Origin of the sequence: Polaribacter marinaquae (assembly GCF_038019025.1) — a bacterium.
Lineage (GTDB): Bacteria > Bacteroidota > Bacteroidia > Flavobacteriales > Flavobacteriaceae > Polaribacter > Polaribacter marinaquae.
On sequence record NZ_CP150496.1, the window covers coordinates 232,653 to 258,634 of the forward strand.

The window sequence follows — 25,982 nt, forward strand, 5'->3', positions numbered from 1 at the left end:
TTCATTTATAATAAAATAAAAAGTGATAGAAAGTTTAATTATTATACTTTCTATCACTTTTTTTATGTAACAATTTTAATTGGTAATCGTCTTAATTATAGAACCAACAAAATTGTATTATGAGTTTTTTTAGAGTATTATTTGCTATTATTTTTCCGCCATTATCTGTAATTGATAAAGGTTGTGGATCTTTCTTTATCATTTTTTTATTAACGCTTTGTGGCTGGATTCCTGGAGTTATAGGAGCATTAGTAATTTTAAATAACCCAAACAAATAAATACTTAATTAAGAAATTTGCTCTCCGTTTTTAATTTCTTTAGAAGGTTTAAGAAGTACAACATTTCTTTCTACATTATATACACCAATAACTAAAACTTCGCTCATAAAATTAGCAATCTGTCTTGGTTTAAAATTTACAATTGCAGAAATTTGTTTATTTAAAAGTTCTTCCTTAGTATACAAATCAGTTATTTGAGCGCTAGATTTTTTTATACCCAAAGCACCAAAATCTATTTTAAGTTGATATGCAGGTTTTTTAGCTTTCGGAAAATCGTTAACTTCTATAATTCTACCTATTCTTATATCAACTTTTAAAAAATCTTCAAAAGTTATTTCTTTGTTCTCCATTTTTTTATTTTTTACCTATTTTTTGAATTACCCATAACGGTCCAATTAATAAAAATTGTAAATCTTTGGCAAAAGAAGGTTTTTTACCTTCAACTTTATGTCCCCAAAACTGTCCAATCCAAGCTAATACAAATATGGTTATTGATGCATATAATAGATTAAAATTATTTCCTAACCAATAATTTCCAATAACCGATAATAAAATTACAAATAGCATTTCTACAAAATACCAAAAACCTAATTGTAAATAAAAAAGAGAAATAACCAAACCAATTACAACTGCCCAATTTTCGATTAAAGGATTATAAAGGCCAATTGTATTTTCTAAAAAAGTTGTTGGTATACTCATTAATAAACCAATAACACTAAAAAATATTAAAGGCACACAAATATAATGTACCATTTGATTTGTTTCATTTTGATGACTTACAGCGTATTCATCAAACCATTGTTGTGCATTTTTCATTGTTTTTCTATAAAATTAGAACTCGTAATATAGTTATTTTTATAGAAATGAAATATTACATTTTTTTATTGCCAACCTTCTCTTAACATTAATTGTTCTATATGCGCATAATGATGCAAACAATGCCACGCGTAAATACCTATATTTTCTTGTAGCGTTATTACGTCTTTACTAGCTGGATGCGTAAATTTTCTTAATAATTCTTTTTTAGATAAACCTTTTAATAAATAAACCCATTTTGCATGTAAAGCTTTTAGGGCGTCCAAAGAGAGAGAAACTGGAGCAGATTTAGTATCGTGTAATTCTGCCCAACGTTCTTCAAAATAAGCTTTAATTTCTGGATTTTCTTCTGTTAAAGCCCATTTAAAACGTATGTAAGAATTATGATGACTATCATAACAATGATGTATTACTTGTCTAACTGTCCAGCCATCTTTTCTGTATGGAGTATCAAGTTGATTTTCGGATAAATCTTTGGTTAAAAATTCTAATTCATGCGGAAATCTTTCTAGAACAGAAATCCATTCTTCTAAATCTTTATCAGTAATAGAAGTTGGTAGTTTTGTTTTACCTATCGGATATTTTAATTTTTCTAAATCCATTTACTATTTCGTAATTTTTTTTAAGCTTCTTAAAGCACCTTTATTTTCAGAATTAATTGATAGCGCTTTTTTATAGTTTACAATTGCGTTTGTTGTATCTTTATTATATAAATATGCTTCTGCCAAACTATCAAAAGTATTAGAACTATTGCTGTGTAAAACGGTATTAATTTTAAAAATCTCTATCGCTTTTTCAAATTCCTTTTCTCTAAGGTAGCTATAGCCAATGCCGTTTATTTCATACTCTCTAATAACAGGATTTAAAGAATCTTGTTTTTTAATTTTTAAGTAACCTTCTAGTGCTTTTTTGTATTCTTTGTTCGCAAAGTATTCATGCGGAGTTTTTTCATTTGCAGCCATTTTTTTAAAATGATACTTTACACCTTTATGTTCAGTTTTTTCTGCTAATTTAATTTGAATAGTAGGTTCTGTTATAAAAATCATTTTTTCATTCATCTCTTTCATATAGAAAGATTTTTCACTAACCTTTAAAGGTTTAATATCATCTCTACCTCTCCATTTTACATAAAGTTCTTGTTCTTTAAAGTAAACTTCTAAAACTTCGTTGGCATTAAAAAGATAACGACCTTCTGCTTTATTTACAAATTCTTCAGAGTTTTTAGAAGAAGAGCAGCTGATACATAAACTAAGTAAGAATAAAATTAATATAGATTTTTTCATGGTTAAATTGGTTAATTTTAGAGATAAGACGATTCAAAGAAGGATATTGTTACAACAATAATCAGTTTTCTTAAAATTCACATATCCAATATAGTAAAATAGCTTTAAAAGATAATTTTAAGGTAAATGTAGTTAATTTATTGATTTTTAAAGGTGTAAAAAATGATTCCGTTTGTTTGTATTTCACTTCGGATTTATTTTACATAAATTTTAATTGACAGAAACTTTCAAATATTAGACATCGTATTTTAATTTGATTTAAATATCTGAATTTTAAATAGTTAAAAAAGACTTTAACATTTGGGTATAATGCTTTTGTTTTATTTTAAAGTTTTTAATTTAAGGAATACTATATTTTTGAGAGTAGATTATAGTTTGAATATAACAAAGAAAAAAATGGCAAAAACATTATTTGACAAAGTATGGGATTCACATGTGGTACGTAGCGTAAAAGACGGACCAGATGTTTTTTTTATAGATCGTCATTTTATCCATGAAGTTACAAGTCCTGTAGCTTTCTTAGGATTAGAAAGTAGAGGAAACAGTGTTGTTTATCCAGAGAGAACTTTTGCAACTGCAGATCATAACACACCAACAATAAATCAACATTTACCAGTTGCAGATCCTTTATCTGCAAATCAATTAAATGCTTTAGAAAAAAATGCTGCAAAGTATGGTATTTCTCACTGGGGTTTAGGTAACGTAAATAACGGAATTGTGCATGTTGTTGGTCCAGAAAACGGAATTACTTTGCCTGGAGCAACTATTGTTTGTGGAGATTCGCATACATCTACGCATGGTGCTTTTGGTGCAATTGCTTTTGGTATTGGTACTTCAGAAGTAGAAATGGTATTATCTACACAATGTATTATGCAACCAAAACCTAAAAAAATGCGTATTAACGTAAATGGTAAGTTAGGTTTGGGTGTTACGCCAAAAGATGTTGCCTTATATATTATATCAAAACAAACTACTTCTGGTGCTACCGGTTATTTTGTAGAATATGCTGGTGATGTTTTTGAAGACATGACAATGGAAGGTCGAATGACTGTGTGTAACTTATCTATTGAAATGGGTGCACGTGGTGGTATGATTGCTCCAGACCAAAAGACGTTCGATTATATCAAAGGACGTTCTCAAACTCCAAAAGGAGCAGATTGGGACAAAGCAATGAAATATTGGGAAACTTTATATACAGAAGAAGGCGCAGAGTTTGATGTAGAATTTAATTATGAAGCTTCAGATATTGAACCAATGATTACATATGGAACAAACCCAGGTATGGGAATGGGAGTAACAAAATCGATACCAAACGCAGAAAATGTAGAAGGTGGCGTAGAAACATATAAAAAATCTTTAGGTTACATGTCTTTTAACGAAGGCGATGCAATGATAGGTAAAGAAATAGATTTTGTTTTCTTAGGATCTTGTACAAACGGTCGTATAGAAGATTTTAGAGCATTCTGTTCTATTGTAGAAGGAAGAAAAAAAGCAGAGAATGTGACTGCTTGGTTAGTACCAGGTTCACATAAAGTTGTAGATCAAATTAAAGAAGAAGGTTTAGATAAAATTATAGATGATGCCGGTTTTGTTTTAAGAGAACCTGGATGTTCTGCTTGTTTGGCGATGAATGATGATAAAATTCCTTCAGGAAAATTATCAGTTTCAACATCAAACAGAAACTTTGAAGGTAGACAAGGACCTGGATCTAGAACTTTATTAGCATCACCATTAGTTGCTGCAGCATCTGCAGTAGAAGGTGTTGTAACAGATCCAAGAACATTATTAACAGCATAATAGCTATAGCTTTTGGCGGTTAGCCATTAGCTTAAAATTATTAATTATTGCCAACAGCTAACTGCTAAAGGCTAAAAGTATAAAAACAATGGCTTACGATAAATTTAATGTACTAACAAGTACAGCTTATCCATTACCAACAGAAAATGTAGATACAGATCAAATAATTCCTGCTCGTTTTTTAAAAGCTACAGAGCGTAAAGATTTTGATATCAATTTTTTTCGTGATTGGAGATTTAATCAAGACGGAACACCAAAAGCAGATTTTCCTTTAAATAAAGAAATTTACGCAGGTTCTAAAATTCTTGTTGGAGGTAGAAATTTTGGTTCGGGTTCTTCTAGAGAACATGCAGCTTGGTCTGTGTATGATTTTGGTTTACGTTGTGTAATTTCATCAGCATTTGCAGATATTTTTAAAAATAACTGTTTAAACGTTGGGGTTTTACCTGTACAGGTTTCACCAGAATTTGCAGATACTTTATTTACTGCGATTATGGCAGATCCTAAAACTGAAATAAAAGTAGATTTACCAAGTCAAACTGTTACTTTGGTAGCAACTGGTGAATCTGAATCTTTTGAAATTAATGCTTACAAAAAAGATAACATGTTAAACGGTTTCGATGATATAGATTATTTAAAAAACATCGAAAACGAAATTTCTACATTTGCAGAAACTAGACCATTTTAAGAATAACTTTTAAAGGTTAAAAATACTATGGTTAGTAGAAAGATAGAAATAATGGATACGACACTTCGTGATGGAGAACAAACATCAGGAGTGTCGTTTTCGGTTTCAGAAAAATTAACAATTGCTAAATTATTACTTGAAGAATTAAAGGTAGATCGTTTAGAAATTGCATCTGCAAGAGTTTCTGAAGGTGAATTACAAGCAGTAAAAAAAATTACTTCTTGGGCAAAAGAACATCATTTTTTAGAAAACATCGAAGTGTTAACTTTTGTTGATGGAGGAAAATCTATCAATTGGATGTTAGAATCTGGTGCTAAAGTTCAGAATTTATTAACCAAAGGCTCTTTAAATCATCTTACACATCAATTAAAAAAAACACCAGAACAACATTTTAAAGATATTGAATCTACAATAGAATTAGCAACTAAAAAAGACATTAAAACCAATGTTTATCTAGAAGATTGGTCAAACGGAATGCGTAATTCTAAAGAATATGTTTTAGCTTATTTAGATTTTTTAACAAATCAAAAGATAGAACGTGTTTTATTGCCAGATACTTTAGGAGTTTTAACTCCCGATGAAACTTATAAATATGTTACAGCTTTAAGGGAAAGGTATACGAAGTTGCACTTTGATTTTCATGGACATAATGATTACGATTTAGGAGTTGCTAATGTCATGGAGGCTGTTAAAGCTGGTGTAAATGGTTTACATTTAACAATTAACGGAATGGGTGAGCGTGCAGGAAATGCACCTATGGCAAGCGTTATTGCAGTTATTAATGATTTTTTAGATAATTGTGAAGTTAATGTGAATGAAAAAGCGTTAAATAAAGTTAGTAAACTAGTAGAAACTTTTTCAGGATTTAGAATTCCTGTAAATAAGCCTGTAGTTGGTGCCAATGTTTTTACGCAAACTGCAGGTATTCATGCAGACGGTGATAATAAAAACAATCTTTATTTTAATGATTTAATGCCAGAGCGTTTTGGTAGAAAACGTAAATATGCTTTAGGTAAAACATCTGGTAAGGCAAATATTCAGAAGAATTTACAAGATTTAGGACTTAGTTTAAATGATGAAGAGTTAAAAAAAGTAACGCAAAGAATTATAGAATTAGGAGATAAAAAAGAAATTGTTTCTCAAGAAGATTTACCATATATAATTTCTGATGTTTTAGATAGCGACACCATAGAAAAACGTGTAGTTGTAGAAAACTATGTCTTAGGTCATGCAAAAGGAATGAAACCTTCTACAACATTGCAATTAAAAGTTGAAGGGATTTTATATGAAGCACATGCGCAAGGAGACGGACAGTTTGATGCTTTTATGAATGCATTAAAAAAATTATATAAAATACATAGTAAAAGAGAATTACCAAAGTTAATAGATTACGCTGTTAGAATTCCTCCCGGAAGTCATTCTGATGCATTGTGTGAAACTATTATAACTTGGCAAAGAGAAGAAAAAGAGTTTATAACACATGGTTTAGATTCAGATCAAACAGTATCTGCAATTAAAGCCACAGAAAAAATGTTAAATATTATATAATAGCTTTTTGCTTTTAGCAATTAGCATATAGCTAAGAGCCAAAAGCTAAGAGCCAAAATAGAAAATAGAAAATGAAATTAAATATAGCCTTATTAGCAGGAGACGGAATTGGACCAGAAGTAATTGATCAAGCAGTAAAAGTATCTGATGCAGTTGCTAAAAAATTTAATCATGAGATAAATTGGAGACCAGCTTTAACTGGTGCTGCAGCCATAGATGCTGTCGGAGAACCTTATCCAGATGAAACGCATGAAATTTGTGCTTCTTCAGATGCTGTATTATTCGGCGCTATTGGTCATCCAAGATTTGATAACGATCCATCAGCAAAAGTTCGACCAGAACAAGGTTTATTAAAAATGCGTAAAAAATTAGGTCTGTTTGCTAATGTTAGACCAACATTTACATTTCCTTCTTTATTAGATAAATCTCCTTTAAAAAGAGAAAGAATTGAAGGTACAGATTTGGTCTTTTTACGTGAACTAACAGGTGGTATTTATTTTGGCGAAAAGGGTAGAAGAGATGAAGGTGAAACAGCTTTTGATAATTGTGTTTATACTAGAGCAGAAGTACAACGATTGGCAAAAAAAGGTTTTGAATTAGCAATGACTCGTGGTAAAAAACTTTGCTGCGTAGATAAAGCAAATGTTTTAGAAACTTCTAGATTGTGGAGAGAAACTGTACAAGCCATGGAGAAAGAATATCCAGAAGTTGAAGTTTCTTATGAATTTGTAGATGCCGTTGCAATGCGTTTGGTACAATGGCCAAATAGTTATGATGTTTTAATTACAGAAAATTTATTTGGTGATATTTTAACAGATGAAGCTTCTGTTATATCTGGTTCTATGGGGTTAATGCCAAGTGCATCTTTAGGTTCTAATATTGGTTTATTTGAGCCAATTCACGGTTCGTATCCACAAGCAACAGGTTTAAATATTGCAAACCCAATGGCGACAGTTTTATCTGCAGCAATGATGTTCGAAAACTTTGGTTTACAAAAAGAAGGTAAAGCAATTAGAGATGCCGTAAATAGTGCTTTAAATAAAGGTATAGTTACCGAAGATTTAGCAGATGGAGGTAAAGCTTTCGGAACAAGTGAAGTAGGAGATTGGTTGTCTAAAAATATATAAAAAAAATAGAGTTTTAAAAAAGGCGTATTCAAAAGAATACGCTTTTTTAACTTTATCTATATTCTGGGTTTTCAAAACTCCAACGTTCTCCATCATCCCAATCTTTTCTAGAATTACCATAACTTGGATATCCCTTATTACTTTTTAATAATGATGCTAGATGTAATAAATTATAAGTCATAAAGGTGGTATTTCTATTTGTGAAATCACTTGTATAACCAACAGGGTTTTCTAATTTTTTATTTTTCCATTCTGTATCGCCATAACTTTGTCCAGGACCAACTTCACCTATCCAGCCAGCATCTGCTTGCGGTGGAATAGAATAGCCTACATGTTGTAAAGAATATAAAATACCCATAGCACAATGTTTAACTCCATCTTCATTTCCTGTTATTATACAACCACCAACTTTTCCATAAAACAAATACTGTCCTTTATCATTTGTTTTACCACTCATAGCATACAATCTTTCTATTAATTTTTGAGCTTCAGAAGATTTTTCTCCTAGCCAAATTGGCGTGCCTACAATTAAAATATCAGCTTCAATTATTTTATTAAATAATATAGGCCAATCATCTTTACTCCATCCATACTCAGTCATATCAGGATAAACACCGCTAGCTACTTCATAATCGATAAATCTAATTTCTTCAAAATCTACTTTTTCTTTTTTTAAAATGTCTTTAGAAACTTGCATTAATAAAGAGGTGTGGCTTTTGGCAGGAGATTTCTTTAAAGTACAATTAACATATATAACTTTTAAATTACTAAAGTCAGGTTTTTTCACAATAGAAGTATTTATTAGATTAATTAAATGAATTATTTCTAATATAAAGAAAATTAAATAGTTATGATTTTAAATTAACTTTTTTAACAAAAACAAAAAAGCCTCAATACAAAATATGTATTGAGGCTTTTTATTATTTTAAGTATGTAATTATTTAACGTCCATTAATTCTACATCAAAGATAAGTGTAGCGTTTGGAGGAATTACTCCACCAGCACCTGCAGCACCGTAAGCTAAATTAGATGGAATTACAAAACGAGCTTTGTCGCCAACTTGTAATAACTGAATTCCTTCATCCCAACCAGCAATAACTTGACCAACACCAACATTAAAATCGATTGGTTGTTTTCTCTTATAAGAAGAATCAAAAACAGTTCCGTCTAATAATTGTCCTTTATAATGTACAGAAACTCCAGCTCCTTTTGTAGCCTTTTTTCCTTCACCTTTTTGTAAAATTTGGTAACGTAAACCACTTTTAGTTTCATCATAACCAGCAGCAACACTGTCTAAAAGCTCTTTTTCTTTTGCTTTTTCTTCTGCTTCTCTTTTTTCTCTTGCACCTTCAAAAGTTCTAAAAGCTTCTACAGCATTAAAAGCTTCAGCTTCTGCACCAACTCTAACAATTTCTAAAGAAGTTAATTCATCTCCTTGGGCAACAGCATCTACAATATCTTGCCCTTCTATTACAGAACCAAATACAGTGTGTTTACCATCTAACCAAGGTGTTGGTACATGAGTGATGTAAAATTGAGAACCATTGGTTGCAGGTCCAGAATTTGCCATAGCTAATTTTCCTGGTGCATCATGTTTTAAATCTGGGTGAAATTCATCATCAAATTTATAACCAGGGTTACCTGTTCCTGTTCCTAAAGGACAACCACCTTGAATCATAAAATCAGGAATAACTCTATGAAATTTTAAACCATTATAATAAGGTGTACCTTGCTCTTTTACTTCATTCTCTAAATTTCCTTCTGCCAAAGCAACAAAATTACCTACAGTACCAGGAGTTTTTTCGTGTTCTAATTGTACTAAAATTTCACCTTTTGATGTAGTGAATTTTGCATAGATTCCGTTATTCATTTCTTATTATTTAATTATTTTACTTTATTATTATTTACAGTTTAAACTGTATTTATTTTTTTGAATTTAAGATTGATAATCCGTAGGAAATACCAACATTTATGTTTGTAGAATTCACATTACCAAATGGAGACCACATTTGACCGCCAGATACCTGAAATGAAAAGTCTTTTGAAGCATGATAATTAAGACCGATAGTTGGTCTAATTAAAACACCTTCACCAGAATCTACACCACCTCCTCCTGCAACACCACCAGCTGCTTCTAAGAATAGTGAAAAATTATTATTTAAAAATTTATTAGATTTTATACCAAGGCCAAAAATTCCGTGAGCATAACCACCAGCACCTCCTAAATAAGCAAATGAAGCTTCACCAGCCACATAAAAACGTTTGTTGATATCATAATTAATTTTTACAGCTAGTAACTGTAAATCATTATCTTGTCTATCAAGAATTGCAACATTATAATAGGTCTGATTTTGAAATCCTATTTGAATACCTTGAGTTTTTATAGATTTAATTTTTTGTGAAGAATAAGGATCTTTAATACCACCACTTAATCCGTAATATTTTAAACTAAAACCAGCTGTATAAGCTTCAAAAGTTCCGCCAACAGATCTATGATAACCACCGTGAAGACTTACGCCAATCTTTTTAGAGATTTTAAAATCTGCACCCACACTTGGATACATTGTTAAACCACCTTCTGGAAAAACTCTACCACCTGCGGCTCCAATACCAACTTTGGCAAATAAGTTTACATATTTTGTTTGCACAAAATTTTTACCTAATCCTATAAAAACATCCATAAAACCAGCTCTTAAACCACCATACATAGCATCTAGATGCGCATATACAAAAGAACTTTCTGTTAAATAACGTTGATATTCGAAACCTATTAGACTTAATGTTTGTGTAATAGGAGTAGTGTTGTTAAAGTTTCCGAAACCATCATTTCTAGTTGATCCAACAGGAAATAAGTAATCAAATGTAATTTGTTGTACACTTTTTACAGCTGGTTTTTGCCAAAAAGAATCACTAAAAGTATTTTCTACTTCAAATCTTTCTTGCGCATCTTTGTAAGAAGCAGCTCTAACTGTTGTAGGAATTTCTACAAAAAAAGAAATATTATCTCCTTTTTGAATACCTGTAAAGAAGTTTACATGACCATACTGTAAACCAAAAGCAAACTTATCTGTTTTGTATTGCAAGCCAATATTTGGGTAAATAATTCCGCCACCGTTTACTAAACTTCTAAATCCGCCACCACCACCAAAGTGAATATTTGCATCAAAATATAAATTTTTATAAATTTTCTTATTAACCCCAAGATTTACACCCAAAGTAAATAATCCGCCTTGATCGCCATAAACGGCACCATGAAAACCTGCACCAGTGTATAGCCAATCGTTTAGAGGAATATTATAGTTTAAGCCGAATAAACCCATTGTTGGGTCTAATTTATATGTAGTACCGTCACCATAATTATATGTAATATCTGGTTGGTCTATTAATATATAATTTAAACGAATACTGTTTTTTAACTCTTTCCCTTTTAAATCATTGATACTATAATTTTGCGAATAGGTTTTAAAAGCGAATAATAAGATTATCAGTAATACAATTTTCTTCATAAACTAATTTTTGAATTCACTTGTAAAATGTAATTTAACTGTTGGGTATTTACTCTGTGTCATTTGAATTGTGAATTCAGAATCTGCTAAAAATACCAATTGACCTTGCTTGTCTTTTGCTAAATAACGCTGTTTAACTCTTTTGAATTCTTTAAATTCATCATTCTTAGGGTTTTCTGGTTCAACCCAACATGCTTTATGAACTTGTAAATTCTCATAGGTACATTTTGCACCATATTCGTGTTCTAATCTGTATTGAATAACTTCGTATTGTAATGCACCTACAGTACCAATTACCCTACGACCATTCATGTCTAATGTAAATAACTGCGCAACACCTTCATCCATTAACTGATCTAAACCTTTGTATAATTGTTTAGATTTCATTGGGTCTGCGTTATTAACATAACGGAAATGTTCTGGAGAAAAACTAGGTATTCCTTTAAAGTTTAATTGTTCTCCTTCTGTTAATGTGTCTCCAATTTTAAAATTACCAGTATCGTGAATACCAACAATATCACCAGGAAAAGATTCTTCTACAATTTCTTTTCTTTCTGCAAAGAATGCATTCGGGCTAGAAAATTTTACTTTTTTACCATTTCTAACATGTAAATAAGGAGAGTTTCTTTTAAAAGTTCCTGATACAATTTTAATAAACGCAAGTCTATCTCTATGCTTAGGATCCATGTTTGCATGAATTTTAAAGACAAACCCAGTAAGTTTTGTTTCTTTAGAATCTACCAAACGTTCTTCTGCTTTTTTAGGTTGTGGTGCCGGTGCAATTTCTATAAAAGCATCTAATAATTCTTTTACACCAAAATTGTTTAAAGCAGATCCAAAAAATACAGGTTGTAAAGCACCATTTAGGTATTCATCTCTATCAAATTCTGGATACACCTCGCTTATCAATTCTATTTCTTCACGCAAGGTTTCTGCTGCAGTTTCACCAACTATGTTATCTAGTTCTGGGTTTGATAAATCATCAAACTCAACACCTTCGGATATAGAAGTTTTATTGTCTCCAGAAAAAAGATTAATTTTTTTCTCCCAAATATTGTAAATCCCTTTAAAGTCATATCCCATTCCTATAGGAAAACTCATAGGAGTTACTGTTAAACCTAATTTTTGTTCTACTTCATCTAATAAATCAAAAGCATCTTTTCCTTCTCTATCCAATTTATTGATAAAAACCAACATTGGTATGCTTCTCATTCTACAAACTTCAACTAATTTTTCGGTTTGTGGTTCTACACCTTTTGCAACATCAATTACAACAATAACGCTATCTACTGCAGTTAAAGTTCTAAAAGTATCTTCGGCAAAATCTTTGTGACCAGGCGTATCTAGTATGTTTATCTTTTTATCTTTATAAATAAAGGCAAGTACAGATGTGGCTACAGAAATACCACGCTGGCGTTCAATCTCCATAAAATCTGAAGTTGCACCTTTTTTTATTTTATTGTTTTTAACAGCACCTGCTTCTTGTATTGCACCACCAAAAAGTAAAAGCTTTTCCGTTAATGTTGTTTTACCAGCATCTGGATGCGATATTATACCAAATGTTCTTCTACGTGCTATTTCTTCTAAAAAACTCATCTACAAAATTTGAGGTGCAAAGATAGGTTTTACAAAGAGAAATATCAATCTAAAATTTCTATTGTCATTTTAATATCTTCAACTGGCCATTCATCTATACCAACTTTTACTCTAGAAATTTTATCTAATGTGTCGAAACCGGAAAATACTTCACCAAAAACGGTATGTTCGTTGTTTAAATGATGTGCACCATTTCTATTATGTACCATGTAAAATTCAAAAGGACTCGATAATTTATTCGGATTTTTTTCCCACTGTCTTGCAGCTGCTAAAGCACCATATTTATGCTTTCGGTTACTTTTAAATTCGGGTTTAATTAAATAATTGCCGTATAATCTTCTTTGATTGTGCGTATAAGTTTCATCTGAATTACCGCCTTGAATTACAAAGTTTCTAGCTACTCGATAAATTACTGTTGTATTAAAATATTTAAGTTTTGTTAAAAAGATAAAATTAGCTCTATGTATAGGCACATCATCGTACAAACGAAGTTTAATATTACCAAATTTGGTTTTTATAATGACTTTATTCTCTTTGTTTTGCTTGCCATATTCTGTAAAAAAAGCTTCAACATTTGTTTTGTTTAAACTATCCCAACGCTTTTCTACTTTCTTTTCTACAACTTGTTTAATGTTTGTTTTAGTTTTTTTCTTATCATTTTTAATTTCAGAATTACTGCAATTATATAGAGAAGATAAAGCGATAAAAAATAATAACTTAAAGTAAAATTTCATAGAGTAAAAGTTCATTTTAAATGTCAAATATAAATCATCAATATAAAAGAATAGAAAAATCTTATAGTTTTTAATCAATTTTTATGATTTATTGATACTTGTATTCCTTATTTTTGCAATAATGAAAGAACAAGTAATTTTAGTAGACCAAAACGATAAGCAAATAGGCTTAATGGAAAAAATAGAAGCACATGAAAAGGCATTGTTACACAGAGCTTTTTCGGTTTTTGTTTTTAATGATAACGGAGAGTTAATGCTACAACAAAGAGCAGCATCTAAATATCACTCGCCATTGTTATGGACAAATACTTGTTGTTCACATCAAAGAGAAGGAGAAAGTAACCTAGAAGCTGGTAAAAGAAGATTGCAAGAAGAAATGGGTTTTGTAACAGATATAAAAGAAGTTTTTTCTTTTATTTATAAAGCACCTTTTGATAACGGCTTAACAGAACATGAATTAGACCATGTTATGGTTGGTAAATATAATGATGCACCCAACATTAATAAAGAAGAAGTAGAAGCTTACAAATGGATGTTATTAGATGATGTTAAAAAAGACATCGAAGAAAATCCTACGAATTATACAGAGTGGTTTAAAATTATTTTTGATAAATCTTACGAAAAACTAACAAATGCCTAAAGTTACAGTTCATAGAAAAGCACATTTTAACGCTGCACATAGATTGTACAGAAAAGATTGGAGTGACGATAAAAACTTCGAAGTTTTTAGTAAATGCAGCAATCCTAATTTTCATGGTCATAATTACGAGTTAATTGTTTCTTTAACTGGTGAAATTGATAAAGAAACTGGTTATGTTTATGATTTAGGAATTTTAAGAAATCATATAAAATCTGAAATTGAAGACTGTTTCGATCATAAAAATTTAAATTTAGAAGTACCAGAATTTAAAGAATTAAACCCCACAGCAGAAAATATTTGTGTTGTTACCTACAATAAGTTAAGAAAGTTATTACCAACTAATTTAGATTTAAAAATTACGTTGTACGAAACCCCAAGAAACTTTGTAAGTTATTCCGGAGAATAACAGCTTACATAACTTTACTTTTAATTCTGTAAGTTTTTTTAATAGCAGCGTCTATTAGAATTGTTAGTGAATTAAACATTTATAAAATCATATATTAATTTAATAAAATGAAAAATTTTAAACTAGTAATGCTATTAAGCATTATTACAATATTTATTGCTTGCGAAAATCTTTTTGAATACAGTGTGTATGAAGCAGGAGTAAATAGTTCAGAAAAAAATACAACAGCAAAAAACTTAAAACTTTTAGCAGAATTAGAGCAAAATAATCAAGATTTTAAATTTGCTTTTATTACAGATGTTCATTATTTCTATAATAACTTAAGATCTGTAGTAGAAGATATCAATAATAGAGAAGATATTGCTTTTGTTGTTTTTGGTGGTGATATTGCAGATCAAGCACTTTTAAAAGAGTTTGAAATTTTTTATGATATCATGAAAAATTTAAATAAACCTTATTTTACTGTAATTGGTAATCATGATTATAACTCTAAAGGAGCATTGATTTACAAAGAAATGTTTGGAGATTACAATTACTCTTTCGAATTTAATAATAACAAGTTTGTAATGTTTGACGACATTATTTGGGAAAGCAATAAAGATCCTGATTTTGAATGGTTGTCTAACGAGTTAAGTGACAATGCAAATTACAACCAAGTATTTTCTTTTTCTCATATTCCTATTGTTGTTAGTAATGATTTACCAGACGAAATGAAAAACCAGTACAATACTATTTTAAAAGAAAATAATGTTGCACTTTCTGTGCATGGCCATACACACGGATATTTTTATGAAGAAGGTGATGTAAACTATTTAGTAATTCCGGCACTTAAAAAACCAGAATACGGAATTATTAGCGTACAACAAGACAGTTTTGATATTGAACTTATAGAATTAAAGTAACATGAAAATTAAACAATTATTTACGGCAGTAATGCTGATAATGTTTGTTGGTAAAACAATAGCACAAGAAGAAAAAACGGTTAAAAATAAATCTTGGTATGTACCAGATTATGTTAAAGCGCAATTTGCAGGTAATATTGGTATGATTTCTTTAGGTGCAGGTTATCAGTTATTTGATAAAGTTTTGTATTCAGAATTATTATATGGTTATGTGCCAGAATCCGTTTCTAAAGCAGACAGAATTCATTTATTAACAATTAAAAACACGTTTCCTATTTATAGAAAAAAAATAAGCGAAAACTTAACAATTACACCAATTGCAGGTTTTGCTTTATCATATGAAATTGGTACAAATTCGTTTACCTCTCTGCCTAGTATTTATCCAGAAGATTATTACGTGCCAAACGCATTTCATTTTACACTTTTTGGTGGCGGATTAGTACATCAAGAATTTAAGAATAAGAGAATATTTAGCGGAGCAGATTTTTATGCAGAAGTTGGTACTGTAGAAACCTATTTATGGTACGCCATAACTTCTAAAGAAGTTTCTTTTGGTGATGCTTTTAGTGCAAGTATTGGTGTAAATTTCTATTTATAAAATACATTTAAAATTAAAAAAACCTTGTTTACATTTAGTGAACAAGGTTTTTTTTTGATTTATTTTTTAGGATATTTTTCTCTAATTTTTTCTAAGGATAAATTATGGATACTTCCAACATGCGAATGTTGTTTTCCTAAATCTGGTTTGTAAGTTCCTTCTTGAACTTGACCGCCAATTTTTTGATAAGCTTCTCTAAAAGACATGCCTTCTACTACCAAATTATTAATAGAATCTACGGTAAATAAATATTGATACTTTTCGTCATTTAAATCGATATCTTTTACAATTACTTGTTGTATCGCATAATTAAAAATGTCTAAAATATCTTTTACATCTTCAAAAGCAGCAATAATATTTTCTTTTAATAATTGAAAATCTCTATGATAACCTGTTGGTAAATTATTTGTAATCAATAACATTTCTGAATGTAAAGCCTGAATTTTATTACATTTTCCACGGATCAATTCAAAAACATCAGGATTTTTTTTGTGAGGCATAATGCTGCTTCCTGTAGTTAATTCATCAGGAAAAGTGATAAAACCAAAATTCTGACTCATGTACAAACAAACATCCATCGCAAAACGAGCCATTGTATTACACAATCCGCCCAAAGCAGCAGCAATAGAACGTTCACTTTTACCACGACTTAATTGCGCAGCTACAACATTGTATTTTAATGTTGCAAAATCTAATTCTTTAGTAGTTAACTCTCTATCTATTGGAAAAGAAGAACCATAACCAGCAGCAGAGCCTAAAGGATTTTGATCTACAACTTTAGAAACTGCATTTAAAACGTAAACATCATCAATTAATAACTCTGCATAAGCAGAAAACCACAACCCAAAAGATGATGGCATTGCAACTTGTAAATGCGTATAACCAGGTAATAATGACTCTTTATGCGTATCAGCTAAATTTAATAACGTATCAAAAAGAGCTTTTACTTTATCATTTACAATGGCTAAATTTTCTTTATAGTATAGATGTAAGGCCACTAAAACTTGATCGTTTCTAGAACGAGCTGTATGAATTTTTTTACCGACTTCACCTAACTTGTTGGTTAATTCCCATTCGATTTTAGAATGTACATCTTCAAAAGAAGGTTCAATCACAAATGTTCCGTTTTCTATATCTTTTGCCAGTTCTTCTAAACCTTTTTTAAGGTCTTTTAATTCATCCGTAGAAATAATTCCTATAGATTCTAACATTATTGCGTGGGCCAAAGAAGCTTGTACATCATATTTTGCAATATGAATATCAATTTCTCTATCATTACCAACTGTAAAATTTTCTATTTGTTTGTCTATTGAAAACCCTTTATCCCAAAGTTTCATAATTTTTATTTTTTGATGTCATTGCGAATGTATTGAAGTAATCTTATCATTAATGAAGAGATAACTTCGTCATATTTCTTCGTAATGACGATTATATAATTTTAAACAATTACATTATTTAGTAATTCGATATAAATCTGTATTCCTTCTTCAATTTCTGCAACATATATAAATTCATTTGCAGAGTGAGAACGCGTGCTATCGCCAGGACCTAATTTTAAAGATTGGCAACTTAACACAGATTGATCTGATAGGGTAGGAGAACCATAAGTTTCTCTTCCCATTGCTATACCTGCTTTTACTAAATCGTGATTTAAAGATATTGAAGATGAATTTAATCGTAAACTTCTAGGTTTTATCTCTGTACAAGGAGATTGGTTTTGTAAAATATCTGCAATTTCTTGATTTGAATACGCATCATTTACACGAACATCTACAACTAAATCTACATGAGCAGGAACAACATTGTGTTGTTTACCTGCATTTATTTGAGTTACTGTCATTTTTACATCGCCTAAAGCATTCGAAGATTTCTCGAATTTATAATCTTTAAACCACTGTAAAACTTCTATGGTATTGTAAATTGAATTGTTATTATTTGGATGAGCTGCATGACTAGGTGTGCCTTTTACTACTGCATCAAAAACTACCAATCCTTTTTCTGCCACTGCTAAATTCATTAATGTTGGCTCACCAACAATAGCAACATCTATATGCGGTATTATTGGTAACATACTATTTAATCCGTTTGGTCCAGAGCTTTCTTCTTCTGCAGACGCAACAATAACTAAATTATATTTTAAATTTTCTAAAGCGTAAAATTTTGTAAAAGTTGCTATTAAAGAAACCAAACAACCGCCAGCATCGTTAGCACCTAAACCAAATAATTTACCATCTTTTACAAAAGCTTTAAAAGGGTCGTTTGTGTATGCCGAGTTTGGTTTTACAGTATCGTGATGCGAGTTTAATAGTAAGGTAGGTTTGCTATCATCAAAATATTTATTGGTTGCCCAAACATTATTTTTTGTTCTTTTAAAAGGAATTTCAAACTCTTTAAACCAATTTTCTATTAGAGTTGCTGTTTGGTCTTCTTCGGATGAAAATGATTGTGTTTCAATCAGATTTTTTAAAAGTGATATTGCTTTTTCTGTTAATTTTTCAATAGAAATCATTATAAAGTTATAGTTGTGAAGTTGTTGTTTTCTTTAGTGAACATGGCTGTATTGCCAATATGAACTTTTTGGACACCATTTTGTAAAGCATCAAAACAATTGTCTAATTTCGGAATCATTCCGTCTGAGATCATTCCGTTTTTTAGTAAATTTTGATATGTTTCAGTATCGATATTTTTTATTACTGATTCTTTATCAGAAAAATCTTGTAAAACACCATTTAATTCAAAACAATAGTAAATAGATGTGTCATAAATTTTGCTCATACCAACACCAATTGTACTTGCAATTGTATCTGCATTTGTGTTTAATAATTGTCCATTTCCATCGTGCGTAATTGCACAAAATACAGGTGTAAAATCGGCTTTAATTAATTTATCTATTGAATGAGAGGTTATTTCTTTAACATCACCAACATAACCAAAATCTATTTCTTTGATAGGTCTTTTATCAGATTTAATACTATTAATATCTGCACCAGTTAAACCAATTGCATCTACTTGTAAAGCTTGTAGTTTAGCAACAATGTTTTTGTTAACTAAACCACCATAAACCATAGTAATAACTTCTAAAGTTTCGGCATCAGTAATTCGTCTACCATCAATCATTTTAGAAGTTATTCCTAATTTAGACGCAACACTTGTAGCACGTTTACCACCACCATGAACTAAAATTTTATTCCCTTCTAAATTGGAAAAAAGTTTTAAGAAAGCAGCCAAAGATGTTTCATCTTCGATAATATTTCCTCCAATTTTTATGATTGATAGTTTTTCTTTAAGCATTTTCTAGAATTTTTTTCAAAACTAATTGCGCTGCATATGTTCTGTTGTTAGCTTGTTCTATTACCAAAGAAGCATCAGAATCTAATACAGTATCTTCTACAACAACATTTCTTCTAACAGGTAGACAATGCATAAATTTTGCATCAGCTATTTTATCTTTAGTAATGGTCCAATTATTTTCTACATCTAAAACCTCGCCATAAGATTCATAAGAACTCCAGTTTTTTGTGTATATAAAATCGGCGTCTTTAAATGCTTCTTCTTGGTTGTGGTAAACAGGAGTGTTTTTAGTAATTTTTTTGTTTAAATTGTATCCTTTAGGGTTTGCAATTACAAAATCAACATCCATTTTATGCATTGCTTGCGTAAAACTATTTGCAACTGCATGTGGTAAAGCCTTAATATGTGGTGCCCAACTTAAAACTACTTTGGGTTTCTTATTAGTTGAAAATTCTGCAATAGTAATTGCATCTGTTAAGCCTTGTAGCGGATGACCCGTTGCACTTTCCATACTAACAATTGGTACAGAAGCGAATTCTACAAAAGACTTTAAGATTTGTTCAGATTCGTCTTTTTCTTTATCTATTAAACTCGGAAAAGCTCTTACCGCAATAATATCGCAATATTGAGAAACAACAGCTGCTGCTTCTTTAATGTGTTCTGCAGTATTACCATTCATAATTGTACCGTCTCCAAATTCAATTCCCCAAGCATCGCCAGAAACGTTCATTACAATCGGATCCATTCCTAAATTTAAAGCTGCTTTTTGTGTGCTTAAACGTGTACGTAAACTAGAATTAAAAAATAATAAACCTAAAGTTTTATTTTTACCTAAATCTTTATTTTTTAAAGGATTTGCCTTTATTTCTTGGGCTTCTTTAATCCAAGAGTTTATATTTTCAATATCATCGATAGAAGTATAATTTAGCATGATAATTCTATTTTTAAAGCATTAAAAAATGCGTTAACGTGTTCTTTTTTAATTGTTAAAGGTGGCAAGATTCTTAATAAATTAGGATTTTTTGCGCTACCTGTAAATATCTGTTGATTAAAAATTAATTTCTTACGCAGTTCTGCAATCGGAAAATCAAACTCTAAACCAAGCATTAAACCACGACCTTTAATATTTTTAATTTCAGAGATTTCTTTTGCTTTTTCTAAAAAATAAGCAGAGATTTCTTTGACGTTTTGCATTAAGTTTTCTTCTTCTATAACTTCTAAAACAGTTGAAGAGGCGACCGATGCTAAATGGTTTCCGCCAAAAGTTGTACCCAATAAACCATAAGAAGCTTTAATATTTTTATGAATTAAAATACCACCTATAGGAAAGCCGTTTCCCATACCTTTTGCAATTGAAATTATATCTGGTGTAACATTGTATTTTTGAAAAGCAAAAAAGTCTCCTGTTCTTCCAAAGCCAGATTGTACTTCATCAGCAATAAAACAAGTATTGTATTTTTTACATAAAAGATCTACGCCTTCATAAAAAGCGGTATTACTTTCATCTAAACCACCAACACCTTGTATACATTCTATAATTACTGCACAAACATCGTTTTTAGCTAATGCTTTTTCTAAGGCAACTAAATCGCCTAATTCCAAAATTTCTACCTCTTGTTGTGCGTTAATTGGTGCAATAATTTTTGCGTTGTCAGTTGCCGCAACTGCTGCAGAAGTTCTACCGTGAAATCCGTTTTTAAATGCAATAACTTTTTTCTTTTGGTTATGAAAAGAGGCTAGTTTTAAAGCATTTTCATTAGCCTCTGCACCAGAATTACATAAAAATAATTCATAATCTGTGCAACCAGAAAACGAAACTAATTTTTCTGCCAATGCCTTTTGTAACGGGTTCTGAATCGAGTTGCTATAAAAACCCAATTTAGAAACTTGTTCTGATATTGCCGCTACATATTTTGGGTGCGAATGCCCAATAGATATTACTGCATGACCACCGTATAAATCTAAATATTTTGTATTGTTATCATCAAAAACATATACATCTTTAGCTTTTACAGGAGTGATATCGAATAATGGATATACATTAAATAAACTCATATTTGTTCTTTTTTAATGTTATTAATTTTGTTAAAAGAAGCAACCATACCTTGTATTAAAGAAGAGCTCAAACCCTTATGTTCCATTTCATTTAAACCTTCTATAGTACAACCTTTTGGTGTTGTAACTCTGTCAATTTCTTCTTCTGGATGATTGCCGTTAGTTATTAATAAATTTGCAGCGCCTTCACTAGTAAACATTGCCAATTCTTGCGCTTCTTTTGCATCAAAACCTAACTGAATAGCAGCTTGAGTTGTTGCTCTAATTAGACGCATCCAAAAAGCGATTCCGCTAGCACAAACCACGGTTGCGGCTTGCATTTGGCTTTCTGGAATACTTAAAGAATGTCCTAACCGATTAAAAATAGCTTCTGCAATTTTAATACGTTTTTCACCTTGTGGGTTGCTACACATACACGTCATAGATTTACCAACTGCAATAGCAGTATTGGGCATTGCACGAATTATAAATTTATCAGCACCAATTTCTTCTTCTATTTGCGGAATTAAAAAACCAGTTATTGTAGAAATAACTACATGTTTTTCTGTTAAATAAGGTTTTATATCTCTTAAAATTCTTTCAAAATGTGCAGGTTGAACTGCAAAAATTAAAATATCAGAATTTTTTACAGCGGTAATATTGTCTGTAGTTAAAAAAACGTTTGTGTATCCTTCAAACTCTGCAATACCATCAATATTTCTTTTTGTAAGGTATAAAGAAGTAATTGCATTGTTGGTAATTAAACCTTTTGCAATAGATTTTCCTAAATTTCCTGTACCTATAATTGCTATTTTCATTTTTATTTTTTTTGGGCGTTACCTAAAGGTCGCGCTTTCCGTTATATCTTTTTTTGCCATATGTGGCAACAAAAAAAGGATGCCACTTCAATCGCTAACGCGGGCTTTGGCTTCTTAAAAATAATTTGCTTTTAAATTTAAACCCAACGTTTCTTCAAAGCCATACATTAAGTTTAGGTTCTGTATGGCTGCACCAGATGCACCTTTTAATAAATTATCAATTATACTTGTAATTAATAATTTGTTGCCATGTTTTTCTAGTTGTACCAAGCATTTATTTGTGTTAACAACTTGTTTCATAAAAATACTTTCATCAGAAACAATTGTAAAAGCAGCGTCTTTATAATATTCTTTATAAATTGCTTTCGCCTCTTCTAAAGTGCCATCAAATTTTGTGTATGTTGTTGCAAAAATTCCTCTAGAAAAATCGCCTCTATTTGGCATAAAGTTAATTTCACTATTAAAATCTGCTTGCAATTGTTTAACTGTCTGATTTATTTCACCTAAATGTTGGTGATTAAAAGCTTTATAATGCGAAAAATTATTATCTCGCCATGTAAAATGAGTAGTTGCAGATAAAGAAGTACCTGCACCAGTTGCACCTGTTACAGCATTAATATGAACATCATTTTTTAGCAATCCGTTTGCAGCTAAAGGTAAAATTGCTAGTTGTAAGGCTGTTGCAAAACAACCTGGATTTGCAATGTATTTAGCAGATTTTATTGCTTCTTTTTGCAATTCTGGTAATCCGTATACAAACTCTTTACCTTCAAAGTTTTTATCAGCAGTTAGTCTAAAATCATTACTTAAATCAATAATTTTTGTAGTATCAGAAAAACTATTTTTTTGTAAAAAAGTAGTTGAATTTCCATGTCCCAAACATAAAAATAAAACATCAACATTAGTATTAACTTCACTAGAAAAACTAATATCTGTAGAACCCACCAAATCTTGATGAACTTTATATAATTTGTTACCAGCATTAGAAGTACTGTATACAAAGTTTATGTTTGTCTTTGGATGATTTAATAATAATCGAATCAATTCTCCTGCAGTATAACCTGCGCCACCAATAATTCCTACTTCTAACATAATTAAGAATTTACTTGTTTGTATATTTTATTCTGATTCCCAATAATTTTTATAAAACCTTTCGCGTCATCGGCTGTCCAAGCTTTATTTTCTTCACCATAAGTACTAAAAGCACTAGACATTAAATCGTGGTTAGATACTATTCCGTCTAAAGTAAAATGATATGGTTTTAAAGAAACCACCACATTACCAGAAACCATTTTTTGCGAACTTTGTAAAAAAGCTTCCGTATCTCTCATTACAGGATCTAAATATTGCCCTTCGTGTAAATGCATTCCGTAAAAACTAGATAAATACTCTTTGTGTTGTAACTGCCATTTTGTAAGCGTGTGTTTTTCTAACAAGTGATGCGCTTTCACAGTAATTAATGCAGCGGCAGCTTCAAAACCAACTCTACCTTTAGTACCTACAATTGTATCACCAACATGAATATCTCTACCAATTGCATATTTAGAAGCAATTTCGTTTAGATTTTCAATATTTATCTCAGGCTTATTTTCTTGTCCGTTTAAAGCAACAAATTCACCATTTTTAAAAGTTAGCGTTACTTTTTCTTCTCCTTCTTTTTCTAATTGAGAAGGATATGCTTCGCTTGGTAAAGGTTTTTCAGATTTTAAAGTTTCTACACCACCAACACTTGTTCCCCAAAGGCCTTTATTTACAGAATACTTAGATTTCTCCCAATTCATGTCAATTCCTTCAGATTTTAGATAATCTATTTCTTCTTGTCTAGATAATTTTTGATCTCTAATAGGTGTAATAATTTTAATGTTTGGCGCTAAAGTTTGAAAAATCATGTCAAATCTAACTTGATCATTACCCGCACCAGTGCTACCGTGTGCAATATATTCTGCATCTATGCTTTTTGCATATTCTATAATTTCTATTGCCTGAATAATTCTTTCTGCACTAACAGAAAGTGGATATGTGGCATTTTTTAGAACATTACCAAAAATTAAATACTTAACTACTTTATTGTAAAAAGTAGCTACAGCATCTATATTTTTATAGGTTGTAACACCCATTTTATAAGCGTTACTTTCTATATTTTTAATTTCTTCGGATGTAAAACCACCTGTGTTTACACTTACAGCATGTACATCATAATCTTTAGATAAATTTACAGCGCAATAAGAAGTATCTAAACCACCACTATATGCAATTACTAATTTTTTCATTTTTTATCTTTTTTTAAAAACAAGTTTTGTTTTATATGTTTTAATCTTTTAAAAACGTTTTCTTTAACCTCTTTTGTGGCTTCTTTATTATTGTTTTTTGGATCAAATAACATTCCTGTACACAAGCACATTTTTCTATCAGTTCTTGTTAAAACATCAAAATTTCTGCATGTTTGGCAACCATCCCAAAAGCTTTGGTCGTCTGTTAATTCAGAAAAAGTTACTGGTTTATAACCTAAATCGCTATTTAATTTCATTACAGCTAAACCAGTTGTAATACTAAATACTTTAGCATCTGGAAATTTGGTTCTAGAATGTTTAAAAATTACAAGTTTAATTTTTTTAGCTAAACCAATATTTCTATAATCTGGGTGCACTATAAGACCAGAGTTGGCAACAAATTTACCATGACCCCATTGTTCTATATAACAAAAACCGGCAAACATACCACCATCTAAAGCAATAACAGCGTTGCCGTTTTCCATTTTTTTGGCAACGTATTCTGGCTTTCTTTTGGCAATACCAGTTCCTCTTACTTGAGCAGCATCTTCTATTGTCTTACAAATAATATCTGCGTAAATTATATGTGATTTATTAGCAATTACAATTTCCATTGTATTGATATTTAAAATTTAAATGTATTTGATATTTGTTTTTGAATGCAGAATTGGACTCACCTAATTCCATAACTTACTAAACACCCAAAGGGCGAGGTGAGAAAAAGCGGCGTACAGAAATACAATTACTATAAATTGTAATTATTTGGTTTTGTAGGCTTTGTAAGTTTTGTGTGTGAAACATGATTATAAAAAAATAAAAATTATGGTACTCTCTTCTTGTTGCTAAAAAAGATATTAGCGATTAGTATTGCGTCGTCGCAATCTGGGAACCATTGTATTTATTTTATTTTCTGTTATAAACATGTGGTAAAAGTATAGTATTTTTTAAATACAGAAATAAAAAAAGAAAAGAATTTTTAATTTTTATCAATTTATTAAAATATACCTATATCAATTCATAATTATTAATTTTTCTATACATAAAGTCATCTCTAATTACATATTATAACTAATTAAAACTAAGTTATCATTCAGATTATTAATTAAAAGAGGTAGAAATTTTAATTTTTTTACAATTCATCATACAAATTTTACAGTTCGGTATTGTTTAGTTTTAAAAACTGTACTTGTGTTGCATCTTTGAACCATAATTAATAACAAAAACCACACAACATGAAAACTTTAGTATCTTTTTTAGTAATCGCAATGTTAACATTAACAAATGATTTAATTGCGCAAAACAAAACAATAACTGCAACTGTAGTAAATGTAACTTCAGATTCTGGTAAAGTAGGATTTGCGCTGTATGACAAATCTAACTTTAGATTAAAACCAATAAAAGCATCAGCATCTAAAATTATAGACGGTAAAAGTGTCGTTGTCTTTAAAGATGTAATCGCTGGAGATTATGCAATTATTTGCTACCATGACAGAAATGACAACGATAAAATGGATTTTAGATCTAACGGAATGCCATTAGAAGATTACGGTGCTTCTAATAATGTTATGAGTTTTGGGCCTCCAAATTTTGAAGATTCTAAATTTACAGTTTCTGATAAAGATGTATCTTTAGATATAAAATTTTAAGAAT

Annotated in this window: 28 protein-coding genes; 10 read left to right on the forward strand and 18 right to left on the reverse strand. The window is 30.3% G+C overall.

Annotated features, from left to right (window positions below; all coding sequences use genetic code 11):
- The first annotated feature begins 119 nt into the window (after positions 1-119).
- A complete protein-coding gene (locus tag WG950_RS01035) occupies positions 120-278 on the forward strand; it encodes a YqaE/Pmp3 family membrane protein (RefSeq protein ID WP_077809516.1) in 159 nt (52 codons plus the stop codon).
- A gap of 8 nt (positions 279-286) precedes the next feature.
- Here the strand turns inward: WG950_RS01035 and WG950_RS01040 are convergent, their stop codons facing one another.
- From WG950_RS01040 to WG950_RS01055, 4 genes are all read right to left on the reverse strand, one after another.
- Positions 287-628 (reverse strand): tRNA-binding protein, encoded by a 342-nt coding sequence (locus tag WG950_RS01040; RefSeq protein ID WP_340933540.1) that lies wholly within the window; start codon positions 626-628, stop codon positions 287-289.
- A gap of 4 nt (positions 629-632) precedes the next feature.
- Positions 633-1,094 carry a DUF962 domain-containing protein gene (locus WG950_RS01045; protein ID WP_077809514.1) on the reverse strand — a complete coding sequence of 154 codons (462 nt, stop codon included), beginning with the start codon at positions 1,092-1,094 and terminating at the stop codon, positions 633-635.
- Between the two features lie 65 nt (positions 1,095-1,159).
- Positions 1,160-1,696 (reverse strand): YfiT family bacillithiol transferase, encoded by a 537-nt coding sequence (locus tag WG950_RS01050; RefSeq protein WP_340933542.1) that lies wholly within the window; start codon positions 1,694-1,696, stop codon positions 1,160-1,162.
- A gap of 3 nt (positions 1,697-1,699) precedes the next feature.
- Complete coding sequence (locus WG950_RS01055) at positions 1,700-2,377, reverse strand: hypothetical protein (protein WP_340933543.1); 678 nt, start codon at positions 2,375-2,377, stop codon at positions 1,700-1,702.
- Between the two features lie 396 nt (positions 2,378-2,773).
- On the opposite strand from WG950_RS01055, the gene leuC reads away from it, so the two are divergent.
- From leuC to leuB, 4 genes are all read left to right on the forward strand, one after another.
- Positions 2,774-4,174 (forward strand): 3-isopropylmalate dehydratase large subunit, encoded by a 1,401-nt coding sequence (gene leuC, locus WG950_RS01060; RefSeq protein WP_340933546.1) that lies wholly within the window; start codon positions 2,774-2,776, stop codon positions 4,172-4,174.
- Between the two features lie 88 nt (positions 4,175-4,262).
- The gene (gene leuD, locus WG950_RS01065; protein ID WP_079736764.1) at positions 4,263-4,862 is read left to right on the forward strand and encodes a 3-isopropylmalate dehydratase small subunit; all 600 of its coding nucleotides are present in this window, start codon (positions 4,263-4,265) and stop codon (positions 4,860-4,862) included.
- Between the two features lie 27 nt (positions 4,863-4,889).
- The gene (locus WG950_RS01070) at positions 4,890-6,410 is read left to right on the forward strand and encodes an alpha-isopropylmalate synthase regulatory domain-containing protein (RefSeq protein ID WP_340933550.1); all 1,521 of its coding nucleotides are present in this window, start codon (positions 4,890-4,892) and stop codon (positions 6,408-6,410) included.
- 71 nt (positions 6,411-6,481) lie between these two features.
- Positions 6,482-7,537: a 3-isopropylmalate dehydrogenase gene (leuB, locus tag WG950_RS01075; protein WP_340933552.1), complete on the forward strand. Its 1,056-nt coding sequence runs from the start codon at positions 6,482-6,484 to the stop codon at positions 7,535-7,537.
- Positions 7,538-7,589: 52 nt separating this feature from the next.
- Here leuB and WG950_RS01080 read toward each other — a convergent pair whose 3' ends face one another.
- From WG950_RS01080 to WG950_RS01100, 5 genes are all read right to left on the reverse strand, one after another.
- Positions 7,590-8,324, reverse strand: a complete 735-nt coding sequence (locus tag WG950_RS01080; protein WP_340933554.1) for a flavodoxin family protein — start codon at positions 8,322-8,324, stop codon at positions 7,590-7,592.
- 150 nt (positions 8,325-8,474) lie between these two features.
- A complete protein-coding gene (locus WG950_RS01085; protein ID WP_340933556.1) occupies positions 8,475-9,407 on the reverse strand; it encodes a peptidylprolyl isomerase in 933 nt (310 codons plus the stop codon).
- A 52-nt stretch (positions 9,408-9,459) separates the two neighbouring features.
- On the reverse strand, positions 9,460-11,043 hold the full coding sequence (locus WG950_RS01090; protein WP_340933558.1) for a hypothetical protein: 1,584 nt from the start codon (positions 11,041-11,043) through the stop codon (positions 9,460-9,462).
- Between the two features lie 3 nt (positions 11,044-11,046).
- On the reverse strand, positions 11,047-12,639 hold the full coding sequence (locus WG950_RS01095) for a peptide chain release factor 3 (protein WP_079736758.1): 1,593 nt from the start codon (positions 12,637-12,639) through the stop codon (positions 11,047-11,049).
- Positions 12,640-12,683: 44 nt separating this feature from the next.
- Complete coding sequence (locus tag WG950_RS01100) at positions 12,684-13,373, reverse strand: peptidylprolyl isomerase (protein WP_340933560.1); 690 nt, start codon at positions 13,371-13,373, stop codon at positions 12,684-12,686.
- Between the two features lie 121 nt (positions 13,374-13,494).
- On the opposite strand from WG950_RS01100, the gene idi reads away from it, so the two are divergent.
- The 4 genes from idi (at position 13,495) to WG950_RS01120 (ending at position 15,919) form a co-directional block, all read left to right on the forward strand.
- Positions 13,495-14,013: an isopentenyl-diphosphate Delta-isomerase gene (gene idi, locus WG950_RS01105; RefSeq protein ID WP_079736756.1), complete on the forward strand. Its 519-nt coding sequence runs from the start codon at positions 13,495-13,497 to the stop codon at positions 14,011-14,013.
- Entirely contained in the window at positions 14,006-14,419 is a 414-nt protein-coding gene (locus WG950_RS01110; RefSeq protein ID WP_077809499.1) for a 6-pyruvoyl trahydropterin synthase family protein, read from the forward strand. Before idi ends, WG950_RS01110 begins: the two co-directional genes overlap by 8 nt.
- 107 nt (positions 14,420-14,526) lie before the next feature.
- Positions 14,527-15,321 (forward strand): metallophosphoesterase family protein, encoded by a 795-nt coding sequence (locus WG950_RS01115; protein ID WP_340933562.1) that lies wholly within the window; start codon positions 14,527-14,529, stop codon positions 15,319-15,321.
- Between the two features lies 1 nt (position 15,322).
- Entirely contained in the window at positions 15,323-15,919 is a 597-nt protein-coding gene (locus WG950_RS01120; RefSeq protein ID WP_079736754.1) for a hypothetical protein, read from the forward strand.
- Between the two features lie 59 nt (positions 15,920-15,978).
- Here WG950_RS01120 and argH read toward each other — a convergent pair whose 3' ends face one another.
- The 9 genes from argH to WG950_RS01165 form a co-directional block, all read right to left on the reverse strand.
- Complete coding sequence (argH, locus tag WG950_RS01125; RefSeq protein WP_340933565.1) at positions 15,979-17,256, reverse strand: argininosuccinate lyase; 1,278 nt, start codon at positions 17,254-17,256, stop codon at positions 15,979-15,981.
- Between the two features lie 101 nt (positions 17,257-17,357).
- Positions 17,358-18,428: a M20 family metallo-hydrolase gene (locus WG950_RS01130; RefSeq protein WP_340933567.1), complete on the reverse strand. Its 1,071-nt coding sequence runs from the start codon at positions 18,426-18,428 to the stop codon at positions 17,358-17,360.
- Entirely contained in the window at positions 18,428-19,210 is a 783-nt protein-coding gene (argB, locus tag WG950_RS01135; RefSeq protein ID WP_340933569.1) for an acetylglutamate kinase, read from the reverse strand. Before argB ends, WG950_RS01130 begins: the two co-directional genes overlap by 1 nt.
- On the reverse strand, positions 19,203-20,141 hold the full coding sequence (locus WG950_RS01140) for an acetylornithine carbamoyltransferase (RefSeq protein WP_340933571.1): 939 nt from the start codon (positions 20,139-20,141) through the stop codon (positions 19,203-19,205). The genes argB and WG950_RS01140 overlap by 8 nt, the downstream gene beginning before the upstream one ends.
- Positions 20,135-21,265: an aspartate aminotransferase family protein gene (locus WG950_RS01145; protein ID WP_340933574.1), complete on the reverse strand. Its 1,131-nt coding sequence runs from the start codon at positions 21,263-21,265 to the stop codon at positions 20,135-20,137. The genes WG950_RS01140 and WG950_RS01145 overlap by 7 nt, the downstream gene beginning before the upstream one ends.
- The gene (gene proC, locus WG950_RS01150) at positions 21,262-22,062 is read right to left on the reverse strand and encodes a pyrroline-5-carboxylate reductase (protein ID WP_079736749.1); all 801 of its coding nucleotides are present in this window, start codon (positions 22,060-22,062) and stop codon (positions 21,262-21,264) included. Before proC ends, WG950_RS01145 begins: the two co-directional genes overlap by 4 nt.
- Positions 22,063-22,176: 114 nt before the next feature.
- On the reverse strand, positions 22,177-23,154 hold the full coding sequence (gene argC, locus WG950_RS01155; protein WP_340933578.1) for an N-acetyl-gamma-glutamyl-phosphate reductase: 978 nt from the start codon (positions 23,152-23,154) through the stop codon (positions 22,177-22,179).
- Between the two features lie 2 nt (positions 23,155-23,156).
- Positions 23,157-24,332, reverse strand: a complete 1,176-nt coding sequence (locus tag WG950_RS01160; RefSeq protein WP_340933580.1) for an argininosuccinate synthase — start codon at positions 24,330-24,332, stop codon at positions 23,157-23,159.
- Entirely contained in the window at positions 24,329-24,946 is a 618-nt protein-coding gene (locus WG950_RS01165) for a GNAT family N-acetyltransferase (protein ID WP_077809488.1), read from the reverse strand. The genes WG950_RS01160 and WG950_RS01165 overlap by 4 nt, the downstream gene beginning before the upstream one ends.
- Positions 24,947-25,564: 618 nt before the next feature.
- On the opposite strand from WG950_RS01165, the gene WG950_RS01170 reads away from it, so the two are divergent.
- The gene (locus WG950_RS01170; RefSeq protein WP_340933583.1) at positions 25,565-25,978 is read left to right on the forward strand and encodes a DUF2141 domain-containing protein; all 414 of its coding nucleotides are present in this window, start codon (positions 25,565-25,567) and stop codon (positions 25,976-25,978) included.
- Positions 25,979-25,982: the final 4 nt, after the last annotated feature.

What these genes read in the sequence shown, in the direction of transcription:
- argH (WP_340933565.1), bottom strand. Translation starts at nt 17,256, where the DNA reads ATGAAACTTTGGGATAAAGGGTTTTCAATAGACAAACAAATAGAAAAT.
- leuC (WP_340933546.1), top strand. Translation starts at nt 2,774, where the DNA reads ATGGCAAAAACATTATTTGACAAAGTATGGGATTCACATGTGGTACGT.
- WG950_RS01120 (WP_079736754.1), top strand. Translation starts at nt 15,323, where the DNA reads ATGAAAATTAAACAATTATTTACGGCAGTAATGCTGATAATGTTTGTT.
- WG950_RS01090 (WP_340933558.1), bottom strand. Translation starts at nt 11,043, where the DNA reads ATGAAGAAAATTGTATTACTGATAATCTTATTATTCGCTTTTAAAACC.
- WG950_RS01130 (WP_340933567.1), bottom strand. Translation starts at nt 18,428, where the DNA reads ATGATTTCTATTGAAAAATTAACAGAAAAAGCAATATCACTTTTAAAA.
- WG950_RS01050 (WP_340933542.1), bottom strand. Translation starts at nt 1,696, where the DNA reads ATGGATTTAGAAAAATTAAAATATCCGATAGGTAAAACAAAACTACCA.
- argC (WP_340933578.1), bottom strand. Translation starts at nt 23,154, where the DNA reads ATGTTAGAAGTAGGAATTATTGGTGGCGCAGGTTATACTGCAGGAGAA.
- proC (WP_079736749.1), bottom strand. Translation starts at nt 22,062, where the DNA reads ATGAAAATAGCAATTATAGGTACAGGAAATTTAGGAAAATCTATTGCA.
- leuD (WP_079736764.1), top strand. Translation starts at nt 4,263, where the DNA reads ATGGCTTACGATAAATTTAATGTACTAACAAGTACAGCTTATCCATTA.
- WG950_RS01085 (WP_340933556.1), bottom strand. Translation starts at nt 9,407, where the DNA reads ATGAATAACGGAATCTATGCAAAATTCACTACATCAAAAGGTGAAATT.
- WG950_RS01170 (WP_340933583.1), top strand. Translation starts at nt 25,565, where the DNA reads ATGAAAACTTTAGTATCTTTTTTAGTAATCGCAATGTTAACATTAACA.
- WG950_RS01035 (WP_077809516.1), top strand. Translation starts at nt 120, where the DNA reads ATGAGTTTTTTTAGAGTATTATTTGCTATTATTTTTCCGCCATTATCT.
- WG950_RS01140 (WP_340933571.1), bottom strand. Translation starts at nt 20,141, where the DNA reads ATGCTAAATTATACTTCTATCGATGATATTGAAAATATAAACTCTTGG.
- WG950_RS01145 (WP_340933574.1), bottom strand. Translation starts at nt 21,265, where the DNA reads ATGAGTTTATTTAATGTATATCCATTATTCGATATCACTCCTGTAAAA.
- leuB (WP_340933552.1), top strand. Translation starts at nt 6,482, where the DNA reads ATGAAATTAAATATAGCCTTATTAGCAGGAGACGGAATTGGACCAGAA.
- WG950_RS01110 (WP_077809499.1), top strand. Translation starts at nt 14,006, where the DNA reads ATGCCTAAAGTTACAGTTCATAGAAAAGCACATTTTAACGCTGCACAT.
- WG950_RS01115 (WP_340933562.1), top strand. Translation starts at nt 14,527, where the DNA reads ATGAAAAATTTTAAACTAGTAATGCTATTAAGCATTATTACAATATTT.
- WG950_RS01160 (WP_340933580.1), bottom strand. Translation starts at nt 24,332, where the DNA reads ATGAAAAAATTAGTAATTGCATATAGTGGTGGTTTAGATACTTCTTAT.
- idi (WP_079736756.1), top strand. Translation starts at nt 13,495, where the DNA reads ATGAAAGAACAAGTAATTTTAGTAGACCAAAACGATAAGCAAATAGGC.
- WG950_RS01045 (WP_077809514.1), bottom strand. Translation starts at nt 1,094, where the DNA reads ATGAAAAATGCACAACAATGGTTTGATGAATACGCTGTAAGTCATCAA.
- WG950_RS01040 (WP_340933540.1), bottom strand. Translation starts at nt 628, where the DNA reads ATGGAGAACAAAGAAATAACTTTTGAAGATTTTTTAAAAGTTGATATA.
- WG950_RS01100 (WP_340933560.1), bottom strand. Translation starts at nt 13,373, where the DNA reads ATGAAATTTTACTTTAAGTTATTATTTTTTATCGCTTTATCTTCTCTA.
- argB (WP_340933569.1), bottom strand. Translation starts at nt 19,210, where the DNA reads ATGCTTAAAGAAAAACTATCAATCATAAAAATTGGAGGAAATATTATC.
- WG950_RS01095 (WP_079736758.1), bottom strand. Translation starts at nt 12,639, where the DNA reads ATGAGTTTTTTAGAAGAAATAGCACGTAGAAGAACATTTGGTATAATA.
- WG950_RS01055 (WP_340933543.1), bottom strand. Translation starts at nt 2,377, where the DNA reads ATGAAAAAATCTATATTAATTTTATTCTTACTTAGTTTATGTATCAGC.
- WG950_RS01070 (WP_340933550.1), top strand. Translation starts at nt 4,890, where the DNA reads ATGGTTAGTAGAAAGATAGAAATAATGGATACGACACTTCGTGATGGA.
- WG950_RS01165 (WP_077809488.1), bottom strand. Translation starts at nt 24,946, where the DNA reads ATGGAAATTGTAATTGCTAATAAATCACATATAATTTACGCAGATATT.